The 19524-nt window shown below is 63.8% G+C and carries 17 protein-coding genes; 16 read left to right on the top strand and 1 reads right to left on the bottom strand.

The window, feature by feature from the left end; all coding sequences use genetic code 11:
- Nucleotides 1-11 precede the first annotated feature (11 nt).
- The 16 genes from rsmH to lpxC all read left to right on the top strand — a co-directional run bounded on the left by rsmH (nucleotide 12) and on the right by lpxC (nucleotide 18927).
- Nucleotides 12-965 (top strand): 16S rRNA (cytosine(1402)-N(4))-methyltransferase RsmH, encoded by a 954-nt coding sequence (gene rsmH / locus P0D73_RS35330; RefSeq protein WP_408290420.1) that lies wholly within the window; start codon nucleotides 12-14, stop codon nucleotides 963-965.
- Nucleotides 962-1312, top strand: a complete 351-nt coding sequence (ftsL, locus tag P0D73_RS35325) for a cell division protein FtsL (RefSeq protein ID WP_132372912.1) — start codon at nucleotides 962-964, stop codon at nucleotides 1310-1312. Before rsmH ends, ftsL begins: the two co-directional genes overlap by 4 nt.
- The gene (locus P0D73_RS35320; protein WP_408180845.1) at nucleotides 1309-3174 is read left to right on the top strand and encodes a peptidoglycan D,D-transpeptidase FtsI family protein; all 1866 of its coding nucleotides are present in this window, start codon (nucleotides 1309-1311) and stop codon (nucleotides 3172-3174) included. Before ftsL ends, P0D73_RS35320 begins: the two co-directional genes overlap by 4 nt.
- On the top strand, nucleotides 3171-4718 hold the full coding sequence (locus tag P0D73_RS35315; RefSeq protein WP_408434950.1) for a UDP-N-acetylmuramoyl-L-alanyl-D-glutamate--2,6-diaminopimelate ligase: 1548 nt from the start codon (nucleotides 3171-3173) through the stop codon (nucleotides 4716-4718). The genes P0D73_RS35320 and P0D73_RS35315 overlap by 4 nt, the downstream gene beginning before the upstream one ends.
- Nucleotides 4715-6127, top strand: a complete 1413-nt coding sequence (locus tag P0D73_RS35310; RefSeq protein WP_408290428.1) for a UDP-N-acetylmuramoyl-tripeptide--D-alanyl-D-alanine ligase — start codon at nucleotides 4715-4717, stop codon at nucleotides 6125-6127. The genes P0D73_RS35315 and P0D73_RS35310 overlap by 4 nt, the downstream gene beginning before the upstream one ends.
- 17 nt (nucleotides 6128-6144) lie before the next feature.
- Nucleotides 6145-7314: a phospho-N-acetylmuramoyl-pentapeptide-transferase gene (gene mraY / locus P0D73_RS35305; RefSeq protein WP_106285161.1), complete on the top strand. Its 1170-nt coding sequence runs from the start codon at nucleotides 6145-6147 to the stop codon at nucleotides 7312-7314.
- A gap of 23 nt (nucleotides 7315-7337) precedes the next feature.
- Nucleotides 7338-8852 carry a UDP-N-acetylmuramoyl-L-alanine--D-glutamate ligase gene (murD, locus tag P0D73_RS35300; RefSeq protein WP_408434948.1) on the top strand — a complete coding sequence of 505 codons (1515 nt, stop codon included), beginning with the start codon at nucleotides 7338-7340 and terminating at the stop codon, nucleotides 8850-8852.
- Nucleotides 8849-10123 carry a putative lipid II flippase FtsW gene (ftsW, locus tag P0D73_RS35295; RefSeq protein ID WP_132372922.1) on the top strand — a complete coding sequence of 425 codons (1275 nt, stop codon included), beginning with the start codon at nucleotides 8849-8851 and terminating at the stop codon, nucleotides 10121-10123. The genes murD and ftsW overlap by 4 nt, the downstream gene beginning before the upstream one ends.
- Complete coding sequence (gene murG / locus P0D73_RS35290; RefSeq protein WP_408318527.1) at nucleotides 10120-11238, top strand: undecaprenyldiphospho-muramoylpentapeptide beta-N-acetylglucosaminyltransferase; 1119 nt, start codon at nucleotides 10120-10122, stop codon at nucleotides 11236-11238. The genes ftsW and murG overlap by 4 nt, the downstream gene beginning before the upstream one ends.
- Nucleotides 11235-12638 (top strand): UDP-N-acetylmuramate--L-alanine ligase, encoded by a 1404-nt coding sequence (gene murC, locus P0D73_RS35285; protein WP_408318529.1) that lies wholly within the window; start codon nucleotides 11235-11237, stop codon nucleotides 12636-12638. Before murG ends, murC begins: the two co-directional genes overlap by 4 nt.
- Nucleotides 12639-12643: 5 nt before the next feature.
- The gene (locus tag P0D73_RS35280) at nucleotides 12644-13585 is read left to right on the top strand and encodes a D-alanine--D-alanine ligase (protein ID WP_408434946.1); all 942 of its coding nucleotides are present in this window, start codon (nucleotides 12644-12646) and stop codon (nucleotides 13583-13585) included.
- A 24-nt stretch (nucleotides 13586-13609) separates the two neighbouring features.
- A complete protein-coding gene (locus P0D73_RS35275) occupies nucleotides 13610-14362 on the top strand; it encodes a cell division protein FtsQ/DivIB (protein WP_132372930.1) in 753 nt (250 codons plus the stop codon).
- Between the two features lie 27 nt (nucleotides 14363-14389).
- Nucleotides 14390-15622 carry a cell division protein FtsA gene (gene ftsA / locus P0D73_RS35270; RefSeq protein WP_408434944.1) on the top strand — a complete coding sequence of 411 codons (1233 nt, stop codon included), beginning with the start codon at nucleotides 14390-14392 and terminating at the stop codon, nucleotides 15620-15622.
- A gap of 132 nt (nucleotides 15623-15754) precedes the next feature.
- A complete protein-coding gene (ftsZ, locus tag P0D73_RS35265) occupies nucleotides 15755-16951 on the top strand; it encodes a cell division protein FtsZ (protein WP_132372932.1) in 1197 nt (398 codons plus the stop codon).
- A gap of 266 nt (nucleotides 16952-17217) precedes the next feature.
- Nucleotides 17218-17721 (top strand): peroxiredoxin, encoded by a 504-nt coding sequence (locus P0D73_RS35260; RefSeq protein WP_012434415.1) that lies wholly within the window; start codon nucleotides 17218-17220, stop codon nucleotides 17719-17721.
- Between the two features lie 288 nt (nucleotides 17722-18009).
- Nucleotides 18010-18927, top strand: coding sequence for a UDP-3-O-acyl-N-acetylglucosamine deacetylase (gene lpxC / locus P0D73_RS35255; RefSeq protein WP_132372934.1), 918 nt, complete (start codon nucleotides 18010-18012; stop codon nucleotides 18925-18927).
- 71 nt (nucleotides 18928-18998) lie between these two features.
- On the opposite strand, the gene P0D73_RS35250 is transcribed toward lpxC, so the two are convergent.
- Entirely contained in the window at nucleotides 18999-19484 is a 486-nt protein-coding gene (locus P0D73_RS35250) for a DciA family protein (RefSeq protein ID WP_132372936.1), read from the bottom strand.
- Nucleotides 19485-19524: the final 40 nt, after the last annotated feature.

Here is a 19524-nt window from a genome sequence, read left to right as displayed (position 1 = left end):
GGTTTACATATATGGCACCTGCGATGGGAAACGAATTGCAGCATCGCACGGTGCTGTTGGAAGAAGCGGTTCAAGCGCTGGTCACACGCGCGGACGGCGTGTATGTGGACGGCACGTTCGGGCGCGGCGGTCATAGCCGCCTGGTGCTGGAGAAGCTGGGTGAAGGCGGGCGTCTGATCGCTTTCGACAAAGATCCGCTCGCCATCGCCACGGCGCAGCAGATTGCCGATCCGCGCTTTGGCATCGTGCACGAGAGTTTTGCTTCACTGCGCACCGCGATTGCGGAGCGCGGCGTAGGACGGGTGTCGGGTGTTTTGCTGGATCTGGGCGTGTCGTCGCCGCAAGTCGACGATCCGGAGCGGGGCTTCAGCTTCCGCGCCGACGGCCCGCTCGACATGCGGATGGACCCGACGCGCGGCGAATCCGCGGCTGACTGGCTGGCGCGGGCCACGGTGCAGGAATTGACGGAGGTGATACGAGATTATGGGGAAGAACGGTTTGCTTTTCAGATTGCAAAGGCGCTTGTTGCTCGCCGGGCAGAGTCCGACCGTCTTGGGCCTCTCGTCAGCACGGGCGAGCTTGCCCAAATCGTGGCTAACGTCGTCAAAACCCGTGAGAAGGGCAAGGATCCGGCAACCCGCACCTTTCAAGCTATACGGATTCACATCAATCAAGAGCTTGCGGAGCTGCAAGTCGTTTTAGAAGCAGCGTTGTCGCTGTTGGAGCAAGGGGGGCGGCTGGTGGTCATCAGCTTTCATTCGCTCGAGGACCGGATCGTCAAGCGATTCATGCAGGCGCACGCGAGTACGCCTGCGGTGGATCGCCGTCTGCCGATTCGCGCAGTCGATCTGCCGAGCCCTCCGCTCAAAATCATCGGCCGTGTGTTCGCGAGCGACGCTGAAGTCGCCGCGAACCCGCGCGCCCGTTCTGCCGTGATGCGTGTGGCGGAGCGGATCGCACCATGAACCGCCTCAATATCTTCCTGCTGATCATCGTGATGGGCTGCGCCTTGTCTGTCGTCAACGCTACCAATCAGCAGCGTCAGATCTTCATCCAGTTGCAGCGCGCTCAATCGCAGGAGCGTCAGCTGCAGCAGGATTATTCGCAACTTCAATATCAGCAGAGTGCGCTGTCGAAAACGTCGCGCATCGAGAATATCGCCACTGATTCCCTGAAGATGCAATCGGTCACCACCGGCCGCACCCAGTACCTCACGCTCGATCCGGGCGCGGTGAAGGCCGAAGACGCACCGATTCCGACTTCCGGCCCGGCATCGGCGCCGGCGGCGACCCGTCGCGGAGGCGTGCGATGAAAAAATCATCGGCTCGCAAGAGCGTGGCTTTCTCGGCCAATCCGATCCTGTCGGTGCGCCTGCCGATGTGGCGTTCGAAACTCGTCGTGTTCCTGCTGTTCATGGCGTTCGTCGCGCTCACCGCGCGCGCGTTCTGGATCCAGGGCCCGGGCAACGCGTTCTATCAGAAGCAGGGTGAAATCCGCTATCAGCGCCGGCTCGAACTGCCGGCCACGCGCGGCAAGATTCTCGACCGCAACGGTCTCGTGCTCGCCACGAGTCTGCCGGTGCGCGCGATCTGGGCGATTCCCGAATCGGTGCCGGACGACCTCGGCGCGGACAAGCTGACGTCGCTCGGCAAGCTGCTCGGCATGACCAACAAGGAACTGCGCGCCAAGCTCTCGGAAGACAAGAACTTCGTCTACGTGAAGCGCCAGGTGCCGGTGGACGTTGCCGCGAAAGTCACCGCGCTGGACATCCCCGGCATTTACGCGCGCGACGAGTACAAGCGCTTCTATCCGGAAGGCGAGATCACGGCTCACCTGATCGGCTTCACCAATGTGGAAGACGAAGGCCAGGAAGGCGTCGAACTCGGCGACCAGAAGCTGCTCGCCGGCATGTCGGGCAGCCGCCGCGTGATCAAGGACCGCATGGGCCACATCATCGAGGACGTGGACGAGCAGGTCGTGCCACACAACGGCCAGGACGTGGATCTCTCGATCGACAGCAAGATTCAGTACATCGCCTATACGAACCTGAAGGCGGCAGTCGAGAAATTCAAGGCGAAGGCCGGCGCGGCGATGGTAATCGACGTGCGCACCGGTGAAGTGCTGGCGCTCGTCAATTACCCGACGTACAACCCGAACGACCGTTCACACCTGACCGGCGACCAGTTGCGCAACCGCATCCTGACCGACACGTTCGAGCCCGGCTCGATCATGAAGCCGTTCACGGTCTCGCTCGCGCTCGATCTGCACCGCGTCACGCCGACTACACTGGTTGATACAGGCGGCGGCCGCTTCGTGCTTGACGGTGCGCCGATTACCGACGACAGCGCGTTCGGCGTGCTGACGGTGGGCGGCGTGATCCAGAAGTCGAGCAACATCGGCGCGACGAAGATCGCCATGCAGCTCAAGCCCGAAGAGATGTGGAACATGTACACCAGCATCGGTCTCGGCCAGGCGCCGAAGGTCGGTTTCCCGGGCGCGGCGGCGGGCCGTCTGCGTCCGTGGAAGAGCTGGCGCCGCATCGAACAGGCGACCATGTCGTATGGCTATGGCCTGTCGGTGTCGCTGTTCCAGTTGGGCCGCGCTTACACCGCGATCGCGCATGACGGCGAGATCATGCCCGTGTCGATTTTCCGCACGCCTGGCGATCAGCCGGCCACCGGTCCGCAGATCTTCGCGCCGACCACCGCTCGCCAGGTGCGCGCCATGCTCGAAACCGTCACGGCGCCGGGCGGCACGTCGCCGGATGCGGCAGTGCCCGGCTATCGCGTCGGCGGCAAGAGCGGTACGGCATACAAGCACGGCGCGCACGGCTACGACCACTCCAAATATCGCGCTTCGTTCGTCGGCATGGCGCCGATGCCGAACCCGCGCATCGTCGTAGCCGTCTCGGTCGACGAACCGACGGCGGGCAGCCACTTCGGCGGTCAGGTGTCGGGCCCGGTGTTTTCGAGCATCGTCGGCGATACGCTGCGCTCATTGAATGTGCCGCCGGACATGCCGGTCAAGCAAATGGTGGTGTCCGACGATTCGGCCCCGGCCGCGCCGACCGCGCCCGCCACGCCGGCCACGGTCAAGAAGCTCTCCACCAGCGCCGGCGCGAAGAAGATGACGATTTCCGCGAACGCGAAAAGCCATCCGGGAGTCGTGCGATGAGCATGTTGCGGCAGAAGCATCCCGCGCAGCGGCAGATCGCCGACGCCCTCGCCTGGTTGCACGCGCGCGTGCAGCCAGGCGCGCATCTGCACGCCGACACGCGCTCGCTCGCGGCCGGCGACGCGTTTTTCGCCTATGCGGTGGACCGCGCTGACAACCGCCCGTTCATTGACGGCGCGATCGAACGCGGCGCCGCCGCCGTGCTGGTTCAGCCTGAAGGCTTCAGCGGCGCGATCGATCCGTCGAACACGCTGGCCGTGCCGGCGTTGAACGAGCTCGCGGGTTCGATCGCGAGCGGCTGGTACAACGATCCGAGCGACGGCATGCTGACGGTCGGCATCACCGGCACGAACGGCAAGACCTCGTGCAGCCAGTGGATCTCGGCGGCGCTGACGGCGCTCGGCACGCGCTGCGCGATCATCGGCACGCTCGGCACCGGTTTGCCGGGCCACCTCGTGCACACCGGCTTCACCACGCCCGACGCACCGCAACTGCAACGCAGTCTCGCGCACTTGCGCGACGCGGGCGCGCAGGCGGTGGCGATGGAAGTGTCGTCGCACGCGCTGCATCAGGGGCGCGTGAACGGCACGGCGTTCGACATCGCCGTGTTCACGAATCTCACGCAAGACCATCTCGACTATCACCACACGTTCGAAGCCTACGAAGCCGCCAAGGCGCGTCTCTTCGCCTGGCCGGAACTGCGCGCGGCCGTGATCAACCGCGACGATGCGGCGGGCCGTCGTTTGCTCGCCAGCACGCAAGGCCATGCACGCACGATCGCTTATGGGCTAGACGACACGCTGCAAGACGCGCCGCAAGCCGACGCGTTGCTGCTCGCCTCGAATGTGCGCGCAACGGCAACGGGCACCGCATTCCATTTGAGCACTTCCGACTGGGGCGATGCCGACGTCGAAGTGCAAACGCTCGGCGCGTTCAACGTGAGCAATCTGCTCGGCGTGCTGGGCGCATTGCTCGCCGCTGACGTGCCGTTCGACGCCGCGCTGGCCGAACTGGCGAAGCTCGAGTCGGTGAACGGCCGCATGCAGCGTCTGGGCGGCCGCTTGCAGAACGACGAGCCGCTCGTCGTGATCGATTACGCGCACACGCCGGACGCACTGGAAAAGACACTCGAAGCGCTGCGCCCGATGGCAACCGCGCGCGGCGGCGAACTGATCTGCATGTTCGGCTGCGGCGGCGACCGCGACGCGACCAAGCGTCCGCTGATGGGGGCGATCGCCGAGAAGATCGCCGACGGCGTCGTGGTGACCAGCGACAACCCGCGCAGCGAAGATCCGCAATCGATCATCGAGCAGATCGCGGCGGGCATGAAAGACGCGTCGAAAGCGCGCCGTATCGAGGACCGCGCGAGCGCGATCCTGCAAGCGATCCGCAGCGCCGCGCGCGAAGACGTCATCGTGCTGGCCGGCAAGGGGCACGAAGCAACACAGGAAATCATGGGCAAGAAACGCGCTTTCTCCGATCAGGATCACGCTCGCCTCGCGCTGGCCGCGCGCGCGACGCAAGCACGCGGAGGTGGCGAATGAGCATGTTCTCGCTGCGTGAAGCCGCCGCTTTGATCACGGGCGCAACCGTGCTGGGTGACGACGACGTCACGTTCGATCGCGTTTCCACCGACAGCCGCAGCGCCGGACCGGGCGATCTGTTCGTCGCGATCAAGGGCGACCGGTTCGACGCGCACGACTTTCTGCCGGACGTCGCCGCGCGCAACGTGAGCGCCGTGCTGGTCTCGCGCACGCCGCAAGACTGGAATGTTCCCGCGCTGAAAGTCACCGACACGCGCGTGGGTCTGGGCGCGCTCGCACGCGGTTGGCGTCGCAAGTTCAGCATGCCGCTCGTCGCCGTGACGGGCAGCAACGGCAAGACCACGGTCAAGGAAATGATCGCGTCGATCTTCGCCGCCGCGGTCGGCGCCGACGCGCGTCTGGCCACCGCGGGCAACTTCAACAACGACATCGGCTTGCCGCTCACGTTGTTCCGTTTGCACGCCGCGCACCAACTGGCGGTAGTCGAACTCGGCATGAACCATCCGGGCGAAACCTCGGAGCTCGCGAAAATCGCCGAGCCGACGGTCGCGGTGGTGAACAACGCGCAGCGCGAGCATCAGGAATTCATGGCGACGGTCGAAGCCGTCGCGCTCGAACACGCCAGCGTGATTCACGCGCTGTCGCCGGAAGGCGTCGCCGTATTCCCCGCCGACGACGCCTACGCGAGCATCTGGCGCGTAGCCGCCACCGGCAGCCGCATCATGGACTTCGCGCTGAACTCCGCCGAGCGCACGACCGAAGCCGCGGTAAAAGGCACGTTCGACGGCAACGTCTTGAGCATCGACGCGCCTGAAGGGCAAGTCGAAGTCACGCTGAAAGTGCTCGGCGACCACAATGCGCACAACGCGCTGGCCGCAACATCGGCCGCTTTGGCCGCAGGCGTTTCGCTCGACGCGATCAAGCGCGGTCTCGAATCGTTCGGCGCCGTGAAAGGCCGCTTGCAGGTGAAGCAGGCCGTGCTCGGCACGCTCGCCGGCGCCACTGTGATCGACGACACCTACAACGCCAACCCCGATTCGATGCGCGCCGCGATCGACGTGCTCGCCTCACGCGCCGCGCCGCGCGTGCTGGTGATGGGCGACATGGGCGAAGTCGGCGACAACGGTCCGGCGTTTCACCGCGAAATCGGCGCTTACGCCAAGGAACGCGGTATCGACGCGCTGTACGCCATGGGCGACGCTTCGCGCGACGCCTGCACCGCGTACGGCGCCAACGCGCATCACGTCGCCGATATCGGCACGCTGGTCGCGCAATTGCAGCAGGCCGGTTTCGGTCCTGCCGCAACGCTTCTCGTGAAAGGCTCGCGCTTCATGCAGATGGAGCGCGTGGTGGACGCCGTAACGAGTCCACAACCCAACGCTGCGGGCAGTAAGCCCGCCGCACATTGAAATAGAAGGACCGAAGCATGCTACTGGCGCTGGCGCAATGGCTGCAGAATGACGCAAGCTTCTTGCGCGTGTTCAGTTATCTGACTTTCCGTGCGGTGATGGCGACCATCACCGCGCTGCTGATCGGGCTCGTCTGTGGCCCGGCGGTGATTCGCAAGCTGACCTCCATGAAGGTCGGTCAGGCAGTTCGTAAAGACGGTCCGCAGACTCACCTCGTCAAATCCGGCACGCCGACCATGGGCGGCGTGCTGATTCTGCTCGGCATTGCCGTGGCCACGCTGTTGTGGGCCGATCTGACGAATCGCTTCATCTGGATCGTGATGCTCGTCACGTTCGGTTTCGGTGTGATCGGCTGGGTCGACGATTACCGCAAGGTGGTCTACAAGGATCCGCGCGGCATGTCGTCGCGCGAAAAGTATTTCTGGCAGTCGGTGATCGGTCTGTTCGCAGCCGTGTATCTCGCGTTCAGCGTGTCCGAAGCGAGCAATGTGCGCGTGTTCGACCTGTTCATGGCGTGGGTACGCAGCGGCCTCTCGATGGGCCTGCCGGCGCGCGCCGATCTGATGCTGCCGTTCGTCAAATCGATCAGCTATCCGCTCGGCGTGTGGGGCTTCATCGTGCTGACGTATCTGGTGATCGTCGGCGCGAGCAACGCAGTCAACCTCACCGACGGCCTCGACGGTCTCGTGATCATGCCGGTCGTGCTGGTCGGCGCGTCGCTCGGTGTGTTCGCGTATGTGATGGGCAGCTCGGTCTACTCGAAGTATTTGTTGTTTCCGCATATCGCCGGCGCGGGCGAACTGCTGATTTTCTGTTCGGCGATGGGCGGGGCAGGGCTCGCGTTCCTCTGGTTCAACACGCACCCGGCTCAGATGTTCATGGGCGACGTCGGCGCGCTCGCGCTCGGCGGCGCGCTCGGCACGGTGGCGGTGATCGTGCGCCAGGAAATCGTGCTCTTCATCATGGGCGGCATTTTCGTCGCGGAGACGCTCTCCGTGATGTTGCAAGTGACGTGGTTCAAATTCACCAAGCGCCGTTTCGGCGAAGGGCGGCGTCTCTTCAAGATGGCGCCGCTGCATCACCATTTCGAATTGTCGGGGTGGAAGGAAACGCAGGTGGTCGTGCGCTTCTGGATCATTACGTTGATGTTGTGTCTCTTTGGTTTGTCCACGCTCAAGTTGCGTTAAGCAGGTATTAGGGGAAGCAGGCGATGTTCGGCGAGAAGTTTCGGGATCGGCAAAAGCCGATGGTGCTCGTGCTGGGACTGGGTGAATCCGGTCTCGCCATGGCGCGCTGGTGCGCGCGGCACGGCTGTCGGCTGCGTGTGGCCGATACGCGTGAAGTGCCGCCGAACCTGCCCGCGCTGGAAGCGCACGGCATCGACGCCGCATTCGTCGGTGGCCCGTTTTCGACGGCGCTGCTCGAAGGCGTAGAACTCGTCGCCATCAGCCCCGGTTTGTCGCCGCTGGCTGCTGACCTGTTGCCGCTGATCTCGGCGGCGCGCGAGCAGGGCATCCCCGTGTGGGGCGAACTCGAACTCTTCTCGCAGGCGTTGAAGACGCTCGGCGAAAGCGGCTACGCGCCGAAGGTGATTGCGATTACCGGCACCAACGGCAAGACCACGACCACGAGCCTGACCGGCCTGCTGTGCGAACGCGCCGGCAAGAAGGTCGCGGTGGCCGGCAACATCAGCCCGGCGCTGCTCGACAAACTCTCGGAAGCGATCGACAACACCGCATTGCCCGACGTGTGGGTGCTGGAGCTGTCGAGCTTCCAGTTGGAAACCGCGCATACGTTTACGCCGGATGCGGCAGTCGTGCTGAACATCACCCAGGATCATCTGGACTGGCACGGCGGTCTCGACGCCTACGCCACCGCGAAGGGCCGCATCTTTGGTGCACAGACCGTGCGCGTGCTGAATCGCGATGACTCGCGCGTCATGAAGCTCGCGCCCGCGGAAGACAACGAAGCCGAGATGGTCACATTCGGCGTCACCGAGCCGAAGAACGACGGCGACTACGGTCTGCTGCGCGACAACGGCATGATCTGGCTCGTAGAGGCGCACGATCGCGACGCGAGCGACGAGCCGGTGCCGAAGCGCCGTCGCAAGAACGAAGTGGTGACGCCGCCGAACATCGCGCTAAAACGCCTGATGCCCGCGGACGCCTTGCGTATTCGCGGTCTGCACAACGCCGCCAATGCGCTCGCCGCTTATGCACTCGCGCGCGCGATCGGTCTGCCGGGCGCGCCGCTTCTGCACGGCCTGCGCGAATATCACGGCGAGCCGCATCGTGTGGAATTAATCGCGTCGATCGACGGTATCGACTATGTGGACGACAGCAAGGGCACCAATGTCGGCGCGACGGTGGCCGCGCTCGACGGCCTTGCGCAGCGCATCGTGCTGATCGCCGGCGGCGACGGCAAGGGCCAGGATTTCGAACCGCTCGCCGCGCCGGTCATGCGCTGGTGTCGCGCCGTGATGCTGATCGGCCGCGACGCGCCGCAGATCCGCGCCGCGCTGGAAGACACCGGCATCGCCATGACGGATCACGCCACGCTCGAAGAAGCCACGCGCGCCGCAACCGCGCTCGCGGAGCCGGGCGACGCCGTGTTGTTGTCGCCGGCTTGCGCGAGCTTCGACATGTTCAAGGGTTACGCGCACCGCGCCGCGGTATTCCGCAGCACGGTAGAAGACATCGCGGCCGAACGGGGGACGATGATATGAGCTGGTCGGAACGTTTCGGTTCGCGTCAAGCCGCCGCTGGCGACGCGGGTGGTTCGGGCGGTGCGGCGCGTGTCGGCCGCACGGGCGGCAGTGGGCTCGCAAGCGCCGTCAACGGCGTGCGTCCGCTGCGCTCGCGCATGCTCGACTACGATCACTCGCTGCTGTGGGTGGTCGTCGCGCTGCTCGGTCTCGGCGTCGTGATGGTGTATTCGGCGTCGATCGCCATGCCCGATTCGCCGAAGTACGCGTCCTATCGCGACTACGCGTTTCTCGTGCGCCAGATCATCTTCGTGGTGATGGGCTCGGTGATCGGCGTCGTGTCGTTCCGCATTCCGATCGCGACGTGGGACAAGTACGCGCCGAAGCTGTTTCTAATTTCGCTGGTCGCGCTGGTGATCGTGCTGATTCCGCACGTCGGCAAGGGCGTGAACGGCGCGCGCCGCTGGATTCCGCTCGGCATCACGAACATGCAGCCGTCGGAAATCATGAAGCTCGCCGTGACGATTTACGCGGCGAACTACACGGTGCGCAAGCAGGAATACATGCACAGCTTCGCCAAAGGCTTTTTGCCGATGGCGGTGGCGGTGGGTCTCGTCGGCGCGTTGCTGCTGCTCGAACCGGACATGGGCGCGTTCATGGTGATCGCGGCGATCGCGATGGGCGTGCTGTTTCTCGGCGGCGTGAACGGCAAGCTGTTCGGCGGCCTGGTGGCAACCGCGGTCGGCACGTTCAGTTTGCTGGTGTGGGCGTCGCCGTGGCGTCGTGAACGGATTTTCGCGTACCTCGATCCGTGGGACGACCGTTACGCGCAGGGCAAGGCTTATCAATTGACGCACTCGCTGATCGCGTTCGGCCGCGGCGAGTGGTTCGGCGTGGGTCTCGGCGGCAGCGTCGAGAAGCTCAACTATCTGCCGGAAGCGCATACCGACTTCATCCTCGCGGTGATCGGCGAGGAACTCGGTTTTATCGGCGTGCTGGTGGTGATCCTGATGTTCTACTGGATCGTGCGCCGCTCGTTCGAGATCGGCCGTCAGGCGCTCGCACTCGATCGCACGTTCGCGGGCCTGGTCGCGAAGGGCGTCGGCATCTGGTTCGGCGCGCAGACCTTCATCAACATGGGCGTGAACCTCGGCTTGCTGCCGACCAAGGGTCTCACGCTGCCGCTCGTCAGTTATGGCGGCTCGGGCATTGTGCTGAACTGCGTCGCGGTTGCAGTGTTGATGCGCGTCGATTACGAGAACCGGGTGTTGATGCGCGGAGGGAAAGTATGACCGCTCTGCCGCAACGCACGCTGATGGTGATGGCCGGAGGCACCGGGGGACACGTGTTCCCTGGGCTCGCGGTCGCTCATCTGATGCAGGCGTGGGGCTGGAAGGTCGTATGGCTCGGCAATCCCGCGGGCATGGAAGCGACGCTGGTGCCGAAGCACGGCATCCCGATGGAATACGTGCGCTTCGGCGGACTGCGCGGCAAGGGCATGAAAACCAAGCTGATGCTGCCGCTGAATCTGCTGCGCGCCTGCACGCAAAGCCTCTCCGTCCTGCGTCGCGTGAAGCCGGATGTGGTGCTCGGCATGGGCGGCTACATCACGTTTCCGGCCGGCTTGATGACCGCATTGAGCGGCCGTCCGCTGGTGCTGCATGAACAGAATTCGATTGCCGGTCTAGCGAACAAGGTGCTCGCGAAAGTTGCCAAGCGTGTGCTGGTTGCGTTCCCGAATGCATTGCCGCACGGCGAATGGACGGGAAATCCGATTCGTGAGGAACTTGCGCGCGCAATTGCACCCAAAACACGCTACGCGCAACGCAGCGGTCCGTTGAATGTGCTGGTCGTGGGCGGCAGTCTGGGCGCGACGGCATTGAATGAAGTCGTGCCGCGCGCGGTGGCCTTGCTCGCGCCGAACGAACGGCCGCGCATCGTGCATCAGGCGGGCGCGAAGCACATTGAGGCGCTGCGCGAGAACTACGCTGCAGCCGGTTTGCAAGCGGGCGCCGGCGTCGAACTCGTACCGTTCATCGACGACATGACGAGCGCCTACGCGAACGCGGACCTGGTGATTTGCCGGTCCGGCGCGATGACGGTGTCCGAGATTTCAGCAGTAGGCGTGGCGGCGTTCTTCGTGCCGTTCCCGTATGCAGTAGACGATCACCAAACCACTAATGCAGCGTTCCTCGCCGACAACGGCGCGGCGCTGGTCGTGCAGCAACGCGATCTGTCGGCGGAAACCCTCGCTGACTGGTTGCGCAGCCAGACGCGAGAAACCCTCGCGGAGATGGCGGAGCGTTCGCGCTCGCTCGCGAAACCCGACGCCACGGAACAGGTCGCGCAGATTTGCGCGACCGTGGCGGGTTCGATTTCGGGCGCGAGCCCAGAAGGAAAGCAATGAAACACATCGTCAAACACATTCACTTTGTCGGCATCGGTGGTGTCGGCATGAGCGGCATCGCGGAGGTGCTGGTCAACCTCGGCTATCAGGTGAGCGGCTCGGATCTCACGAGCAACGCGATCACGGATCGCCTCGCCGCACTCGGCGCACGGATCGCGATCGGTCACGCGGCGGAGAACATCGAAGGCGCGAACGCGGTGGTCGTCTCCACGGCGGTGCGCAGCGACAACCCGGAAGTGCTGGCCGCGCGTCATCGCCGCATTCCGATCGTGCCGCGCGCAGTGATGCTCGCGGAACTGATGCGCCTGAAGCAGGGCATCGCGATTGCCGGCACGCACGGCAAGACCACGACCACTTCGCTGGTGGCGAGCGTGCTCGCGGCGGGCGGTCTCGATCCGACCTTCGTGATCGGTGGCCGGCTGATCAGCGCGGGCGCGAATGCGCGGCTCGGCACGGGCGACTTCATTGTCGCGGAAGCCGACGAGTCGGATGCGTCGTTCCTGAATCTGTTCCCGGTGATCGAAGTCATCACGAACATCGACGCCGATCACATGGACACCTACGGCCATGACTTCGCGCGGCTCAAGCAGGCGTTCATCGAATTCACGCACCGTCTGCCGTTTTACGGTATCGCGGTGCTGTGCGTCGACGATCCGAACGTGAAGGAAATTCTGCCGTTCGTGTCGAAGCCGATCATCCGCTACGGCTTCGCGCCGGATGCGCAGGTGCGCGCGGTCAACGTACAGGCGCGCGACGGCAAGATGCATTTCACCGCCATGCGCGAAGACGCGGCGCCGATCGACATCGTTTTGAACCTGCCGGGCGAGCACAACGTGCAGAACGCTTTGGCCGCAATTGCAATTGCGACTGAACTTGAAGTGAAAGATGCCGATATCCAGCGAGCGCTGGCGGATTTCAACGGCGTGGGCCGACGCTTCCAGCGCTACGGCGAAGTGCCTGTCGTAAGCGAAGGTAAAGCGAGCGGCGCCTACACACTGGTCGACGACTACGGTCATCACCCGGTCGAAATGGCGGCCACGGTGGCGGCGGCGCGCGGCGCATTTCCGGGCCGGCGTCTGGTGCTGGCGTTCCAGCCGCACCGCTTCACGCGTACGCGTGATTGCTTCGAGGATTTTGTGAAAGTGCTGTCGACCGTCGACGCGCTCGTGCTGACCGAAGTCTATTCGGCCGGTGAAGCGCCGATCGTCGCCGCGGACGGCCGCGCCTTGGCGCGTGCGCTGCGTGTGGCGGGCAAGGTCGAGCCGGTGTTTGTCGATACGGTGGATGAAGTGCCGGACGCGCTCTCAGCAGTGGTGCGCGACGGCGATGTGGTGATCACGATGGGCGCGGGTTCGATCGGCGGTGTGCCGGGTCGCCTGGCGCAGGAAACGAAGGTGTGAGCGAAATGAGCAGTATCGACCCGAAACAATTCGGCAAAGTGGCAGTGCTACTCGGTGGGGACTCCGCCGAGCGCGAGGTATCGCTCAACTCCGGCCGCCTGGTGCTGCAAGGTCTGCGCGACGCCGGCGTGGACGCGCATCCGTTCGATCCGGCCGAGCGTCCGCTCGCCGCATTGAAGGAAGAAGGCTTTGTGCGCGCGTTCAACGCGCTGCATGGCGGCTATGGCGAGAACGGCCAGATCCAGGGCGCGCTCGACTTTTACGGCATCAAGTACACGGGTAGCGGCGTGCTCGGCTCGGCGCTCGGTCTCGACAAGTTCCGCACCAAGCTCGTGTGGCAGCAACTCGGCATTCCGACGCCGCCGTTCGAAGCCGTGCTGCGCGGCGACGACTACGAAGCGCGTTCGAAAGATATCGTCGCGAAGCTCGGCTTGCCGCTCTTCGTGAAGCCGGCGAGCGAGGGTTCGAGCGTCGCGGTGATCAAGGTCAAGAGCGCCGACGCACTGCCTGCCGCGCTGATCGAAGCGGTCAAGTACGACAAGATCGTGGTGGTCGAAAAGAGCATTGAAGGCGGCGGCGAATACACCGCCTGCATCGCCGGCAATCTCGACTTGCCGGTGATTCGCATCGTGCCGGCCGGCGAGTTTTACGACTATCACGCGAAGTACATCGCGAACGACACGCAGTACCTGATCCCGTGCGGTCTGGCGGCGGACGAGGAAGCGCGCCTGAAAGTGCTGGCGCGCCGTGCCTTCGACGTGCTCGGCTGCACCGACTGGGGCCGTGCGGATTTCATGCTCGACGCCGACGGCAACCCGTATTTCCTCGAAGTGAACACGGCGCCTGGCATGACCGATCACTCGCTGCCGCCGAAAGCGGCGCGCGCGGTGGGCATCAGCTATCAGGAACTGGTTGTCGGCGTATTGGCGCTGACGCTGCAGGACTAACCGGGGCGACCCGAAAGCAACACCATGTGGAACAACGTTCGCCAGCTCAATTTCGCCGCCAACGCATTGCATGCGTTGCTGGTGCTCGTGCTGCTGGCGGCGGGCGGTTACTGGCTGATCCAGCGCCCGAATTTCGCGTTGCGCGAAATCCAGATCGACGGCGATACCGAGCACATCAATTCGCCGACGGTGCGCGCGGGTGTCGTGGGGCGCTTGAAGGGCAACTTTTTCACGGTGGATCTCGACGTGGCGCGTCAGGCGTTCGAGCAGATGCCGTGGGTGCGTCATGCGAGCGTGCGGCGAGTCTGGCCGAATGCACTGGCTGTCACGCTGGAAGAGTACAAACCGCTGGGAACGTGGGGCAGCGATCAGTTGGTGAGCGTCGACGGCGAGCTGTTCACCGCGAACCAGGGCGAGCTCGAAGAAGACTTGCCCGCGTTCGACGGTCCGGACGGCACGGCAAAAGAGGTGGTCGCGCGTTATCACGACTTCCAGAAATGGTTTGCGCCGTTGGGCGCGACGCCTGAAGAAGTGACGCTGTCGCCGCGCTATGCGTGGACGGTGAAGCTCTCGAACGGCACGCAGGTGGAACTTGGGCGCGAACGCAATCAGGACACGCTGCTCGACCGGAGCAAGCGTCTGAGCGCGGCGTGGAACGCGGTGACGCAACGTTGGGGAAAGGATATCGAGTATGCGGACTTGCGCTATCCGAACGGTTTCGCGATTCGCGCGGCAGGGATGCGCTTTATCACCGAACCCGACAAGGGCAAGAAGTAAACGGACATCACACGCAATGAGCACGCTATGAGTAAAGACTATAAAGATCTGCTGGTCGCCCTCGACATTGGGACGTCGAAGGTCGTGGCCATCGTCGCCGAGTTGAAGGGCGAGGGTCACTACGAGGTGATCGGCCTCGGCCAGAGCGAATCGAAGGGGCTCAAGAAAGGCGTGGTGGTGAATATCGAGGCCACCGTGCAGTCCATTCAGCGCGCGCTCGAAGAAGCCGAACTGATGGCCGACTGCAAGATCACAAACGTATTTACCGGCATTGCCGGCAGCCATATCCGTAGCTTCAACTCGAGCGGCATGGTGGCGATCAAGGAGAAGGAAGTCACGCAGACGGATGTGGCTCGTGTGATCGAAACGGCGAAGGCGATCAACATCCCGACCGATCAGCAGGTGCTGCATATCCTGACGCAGGAATTCATCATCGACGGTCAGGAAGATGTGCGCGAGCCGATCGGTATGAGCGGCATTCGCCTCGAAGTGAAGGTGCATATCGTCACCGGCGCGGTGAGCGCAGCGCAGAACATCGTCAAGTGCGTGCGCCGCTGCGGGCTCGAAGTGAACGATCTGATCTTGCAACCGCTGGCGTCGTCGCTGGCGGTGCTGACGGAAGATGAAAAAGAACTCGGCGTGGTGCTGGTCGATATCGGCGGCGGCACGACGGACATTGCGATTTTCAGCGAAGGCGCGATCCGTCATACGGCGGTGATTCCGATCGCCGGCGACCAGATCACGAGCGACATAGCGATGGCGCTGCGTACGCCGACGCCGGATGCGGAAGACATCAAGGTGGATTACGGCATCGCCAAGCAGGCGCTCGCCGATCCGGACGAGATGATCGAAGTGCCGGGTCTCGGTGAGCGCGGTCCGCGCACGCTGTCGCGCCAGGCGCTGGCGGCAGTGGTCGAGCCGCGTGTCGAAGAACTGTTTTCGCTCGTGCAGCAGGTGGTGCGCGAGTCGGGTTACGAGGAACTGCTGAGCTCCGGCGTGGTGCTGACCGGCGGCGCGTCGATGATGCTCGGCATGGTCGAATTGGGTGAGGACATTTTCCTGAAGCCGGTGCGCATTGGCGTGCCGGAATACGCGGGCGGTCTCACTGACGTGGTGCGCAATCCGCGCTACTCGACGGCGATGGGCCTGCTCGTCGAAGGACGCTCACAGCGCATGCGCGGCCGCAAGGTCGCGGTGCAGTCGGGGTCGATGGGACAGGTGTTCACGCGCATGAAGGACTGGTTCCTCGGCAACTTCTAACGCATTCGCTGCACAGAACGGTTTTTAGAAATACGCGCCGGTGCCGGCGGCCGGCGCGCGACAGGAGGTTGCCCGATCTCCTGCCGAATAACGGCCGAGTGGCTGTAAATTTTTTATCTTGACGGAGGCATCATGGATTTCCAAATGCTGGAAACCGAAACGAACGGCACCATCATCAAGGTGGTCGGAGTAGGTGGCGCTGGCGGCAATGCTGTCCAGCACATGATCAACAAAGGCGTGCAAGGCGTCGACTTCATCGTGATGAACACGGACGCGCAGGCTTTGTCGCGTTCGCGCGCCACCGCGGTGATCCAGCTCGGCAACACGGGTCTGGGCGCGGGCGCCAAGCCGGAAATGGGCCGCGCCGCAGCGGAAGAAGCCCGTGAGCGCATCGCCGACGCATTGCGCGGCGCGCACATGGTCTTCATCACGGCCGGCATGGGCGGCGGCACGGGCACGGGCGCAGCACCCGTGGTCGCGCAGATCGCCAAGGAAATGGGTATCTTGACCGTTGGCGTCGTCAGCAAGCCGTTCGAATTCGAAGGCGGCAAGCGCATGCGCGTCGCGGAAGCCGGTTCGCAGCAACTGGAGGATCACGTCGACTCGCTGATCGTCGTCCTGAACGACAAGCTGTTCGAGGTGATGGGCGATGACGCCGAGATGGACAAGTGCTTCCAGTGCGCAGACGACGTTCTGAACAACGCAGTTGCCGGCATCGCGGAAATCATCAACGTCGACGGTCTGGTGAACGTCGACTTCGAAGACGTGAAGACGGTGATGGGCGAGCAAGGCAAGGCGATGATGGGCACGGCGACGGTTGCCGGCGTCGATCGCGCACGCCTCGCTGCTGAGCAGGCTGTCGCCAGCCCGCTGCTGGAAGGCGTGGATCTGTCGGGTGCGCGTGGTGTGCTGGTCAACATCACGTCGAGCCGTTCGCTGCGTCTGTCGGAAACGCGCGAAGTGATGAACACCATCAAGAGCTATGCTGCGGAAGACGCGACCGTGATTTTCGGCGCGGTGTACGACGATGCGATGGGCGACGCGCTGCGCGTGACGGTCGTGGCAACGGGCCTGGGCCGTGCGGCGAAGAAGCAGCAATCGGCACCGATGACGCTGCTGCGCACCGGCACCGACAACCAGCCGATCAATGCACACGCTGCCTACACACCGCAGTCGTCGCACGCCAGCACCGCCGACTACGGCGCGCTGGACACGCCGGCAGTGTGGCGCACGTCGCGCGATACGGCCGCTTCGCATGTGCAGGCGCTGCAGGAAAAGGGCGTCGACACGTACGACATTCCGGCATTCCTGCGCAAGCAGGCGGACTGAGCGCACGAGCAGGCTTTCGTTGCGGCGCTGCGAGTTGGACAGCAGTGCAGCGCTGGCGGACGAATGCACGAGCGTGGCGGGTGAACGGCAAACAAGTCGCGTATCTTTGAGGATTCGCGGCAAGGACGACTGCCCTCTTCGGATTCGCGAAGCGGAGTGGGCGACTGTCGCCGGGCGGCGGAGCATAGTGTGAGGCTCACGCCGGATTTTTCACTGCGACACGACGACGTGCGAGCGTGCTTCGCATCGATGCAAAGGACTTGAGCATGATTCAAGCAGGTGACAAGCTGCCCGACGCGACGCTCTTCGAGTTGATCGAAGACGAGCGGGCGGGCTGCACGATCGGGCCTAACAGCTTCGACGTGCGCGAACAGACGGCGGGCAAGCGCGTGGTGATCTTCGGATTGCCGGGCGCGTTCACGCCCACCTGTTCGGCCAAACATGTACCGGGTTATGTCGAACACGCCGAGCAGTTGCGCGCTCTTGGCATCGACGAGATCTGGTGCGTGTCCGTCAACGACGCGTTCGTAATGGGCGCGTGGGGACGCGATCAGCACGCCTCGGGCAAGGTGCGCATGATGGCGGACGGCAGTGCGGCTTTCACGCGAGCGCTCGGTCTCGAGCAGGATTTGTCGGCGCGCGGCATGGGAATCCGTTCCCAGCGCTACGCGATGGTGGTCGACGACGGCGTGGTCAAGACGTTGAACGTCGAGGCTGCCGGCAAATTCGAAGTCAGCGATGCAGGGAGTATTCTCGCTACGTTGAGCTAGGCACGTGGGCGTCGTGGCCTTCGCTACAGGCACGCGCGGTTGGCGCGTTGTGCCGGGGCAACGGTCGATAAGACGCTTTTGTGACAGGCCGTTACGCGGGCCGATGACCGGAAACGCCTCCGTTCCGGGGCATCGGCCCGTCACGCTTTCCTGACGGGCGCCCAGGGGTAATGCAGCGAAACAGATTGATACGTTCCGCGAAAAGACGCTCCTTAGGGTATTGGAGTATAATTCGTGCTATGGAATAAAAAGTCCCGATTGGGATTTTCAATCGAATAGAAGATCACCATGTTGAAGCAGCGCACTATCAAGCAAATCGTCAAGACAGTCGGCATTGGCCTGCACTCCGGCCGTAAAGTCGAACTGACCCTCCGTCCGGCCGGGCCGGACACGGGCATCGTGTTTTCGCGCGTGGATCTGGCCACGCCGGTGGACATTCCTGCGTCGGCGATGGCGATTGGCGATACGCGTCTGGCTTCCGTGTTGCAGAAGGACGGCGCGCGCGTCTCGACCATCGAGCATCTGATGTCCGCCTGCGCCGGTCTCGGCATCGACAACCTGTACGTCGACGTCACCGCCGAAGAAATCCCGATCATGGACGGCAGCGCGGGTTCGTTCGTGTTTCTGATTCAATCGGCAGGTATCGAAGAGCAGAACGCGGCGAAGAAATTCATCAAGGTCACCAAGCCGGTCGAAATTCGTGACGGCGATAAATTCGCGCGTCTTGACCCGTATTTCGGTTTCAAGCTCAAATTTACGATCGATTTCCGTCATCCGGCCGTGGATAAAACCGGTCAGGCGCTGGAAGTGGATTTTGCCAATACGTCGTACGTGCGCGAAATCGCGCGTGCCCGCACCTTCGGTTTTGCGCATGAAGTGGAAATGATGCGTGAACTGGGTCTGGCGCGTGGCGGCAGCATGGACAACGCGATCGTGCTCGACGAGTACCGCATCCTGAATAACGACGGCCTGCGCTACGACGACGAGTTCGTGAAGCACAAGATGCTCGACGCGATCGGCGACCTGTATGTGATCGGCCACCCGCTGCTGGCGTCGTACAACGCGTACAAGTCGGGCCACGGCCTGAACAATGCGCTGCTGCGTGAACTGCTGGCGCACGAAGATTCGTACGAAATCGTCACCTTCGACGACACGCAGAAGGCACCGCGCGGTTTCGCCTACGAGACCCAGACGGCTTTTGCCTGACGCCTTCGGGTGAATTTTCCGAAGTAATCGTACGAAAAGTAAGCGGCCCAGTCGGGCCGCTTTTCTTTTGCCTAGCGATTTCTCCGATGCCGGGCCGCCATTTTCGCCAGCGCTTCCTGTAAGGGCGACGGTGCCAGCGATTCGCTCAGCGCGTGGAGCGCGTCGGCGCCGGCCGGCGTCATGCGCGCCTGTTTGACCGGCGGCGGTTCCTTGACAGCCTGCGGCCGCACGCGAATCCGCAGCGCATTGACCGGCCAGCCGCGCTGCTGCAGATCCGACAGCAGCCGCGGTTCCAGATGCCGCAGCCGTGCCGCCAGCGCGTTATGGCCGGCGAACAGGGCCAACACGCCTTCCTTGATAAAGCTGGGCTCGACGCTCGTCGCCAGATAGTCCGGCAGCAGCGCCCGCAGATCCTTCTCCAACGCCGCAATCTGCTCGACGCCCGCGCGCAGGGCCGCGAACGCGTCCGTGCGGTTGAGCACCTCGGCGACCGGCTGCGGGCGGCGCGCCTTGAACTGCTGGGGCGGCGGCCTTGAAAAGGAAGGAATACGGCTCATGTTCGATGGTAACGGCGTGTCCGCACCCTATGCGCGTTCA

The organism is Paraburkholderia sp. RL18-101-BIB-B (assembly GCF_046026985.1).
Lineage (GTDB): Bacteria > Pseudomonadota > Gammaproteobacteria > Burkholderiales > Burkholderiaceae > Paraburkholderia.
This window is presented reverse-complemented; position numbering and strand designations above follow the sequence as displayed.

Bases quoted from the DNA above. Each gene is read 5' to 3' on its own strand.
- ftsA (WP_408434944.1), top strand. From the start codon at position 14,390: ATGAGTAAAGACTATAAAGATCTGCTGGTCGCCCTCGACATTGGGACG.
- P0D73_RS35280 (WP_408434946.1), top strand. From the start codon at position 12,644: ATGAGCAGTATCGACCCGAAACAATTCGGCAAAGTGGCAGTGCTACTC.
- ftsW (WP_132372922.1), top strand. From the start codon at position 8,849: ATGAGCTGGTCGGAACGTTTCGGTTCGCGTCAAGCCGCCGCTGGCGAC.
- lpxC (WP_132372934.1), top strand. From the start codon at position 18,010: ATGTTGAAGCAGCGCACTATCAAGCAAATCGTCAAGACAGTCGGCATT.
- P0D73_RS35250 (WP_132372936.1), bottom strand. From the start codon at position 19,484: ATGAGCCGTATTCCTTCCTTTTCAAGGCCGCCGCCCCAGCAGTTCAAG.
- ftsL (WP_132372912.1), top strand. From the start codon at position 962: ATGAACCGCCTCAATATCTTCCTGCTGATCATCGTGATGGGCTGCGCC.
- ftsZ (WP_132372932.1), top strand. From the start codon at position 15,755: ATGGATTTCCAAATGCTGGAAACCGAAACGAACGGCACCATCATCAAG.
- rsmH (WP_408290420.1), top strand. From the start codon at position 12: ATGGCACCTGCGATGGGAAACGAATTGCAGCATCGCACGGTGCTGTTG.
- murC (WP_408318529.1), top strand. From the start codon at position 11,235: ATGAAACACATCGTCAAACACATTCACTTTGTCGGCATCGGTGGTGTC.
- mraY (WP_106285161.1), top strand. From the start codon at position 6,145: ATGCTACTGGCGCTGGCGCAATGGCTGCAGAATGACGCAAGCTTCTTG.
- P0D73_RS35310 (WP_408290428.1), top strand. From the start codon at position 4,715: ATGAGCATGTTCTCGCTGCGTGAAGCCGCCGCTTTGATCACGGGCGCA.
- P0D73_RS35320 (WP_408180845.1), top strand. From the start codon at position 1,309: ATGAAAAAATCATCGGCTCGCAAGAGCGTGGCTTTCTCGGCCAATCCG.
- P0D73_RS35260 (WP_012434415.1), top strand. From the start codon at position 17,218: ATGATTCAAGCAGGTGACAAGCTGCCCGACGCGACGCTCTTCGAGTTG.
- murG (WP_408318527.1), top strand. From the start codon at position 10,120: ATGACCGCTCTGCCGCAACGCACGCTGATGGTGATGGCCGGAGGCACC.
- murD (WP_408434948.1), top strand. From the start codon at position 7,338: ATGTTCGGCGAGAAGTTTCGGGATCGGCAAAAGCCGATGGTGCTCGTG.
- P0D73_RS35275 (WP_132372930.1), top strand. From the start codon at position 13,610: ATGTGGAACAACGTTCGCCAGCTCAATTTCGCCGCCAACGCATTGCAT.
- P0D73_RS35315 (WP_408434950.1), top strand. From the start codon at position 3,171: ATGAGCATGTTGCGGCAGAAGCATCCCGCGCAGCGGCAGATCGCCGAC.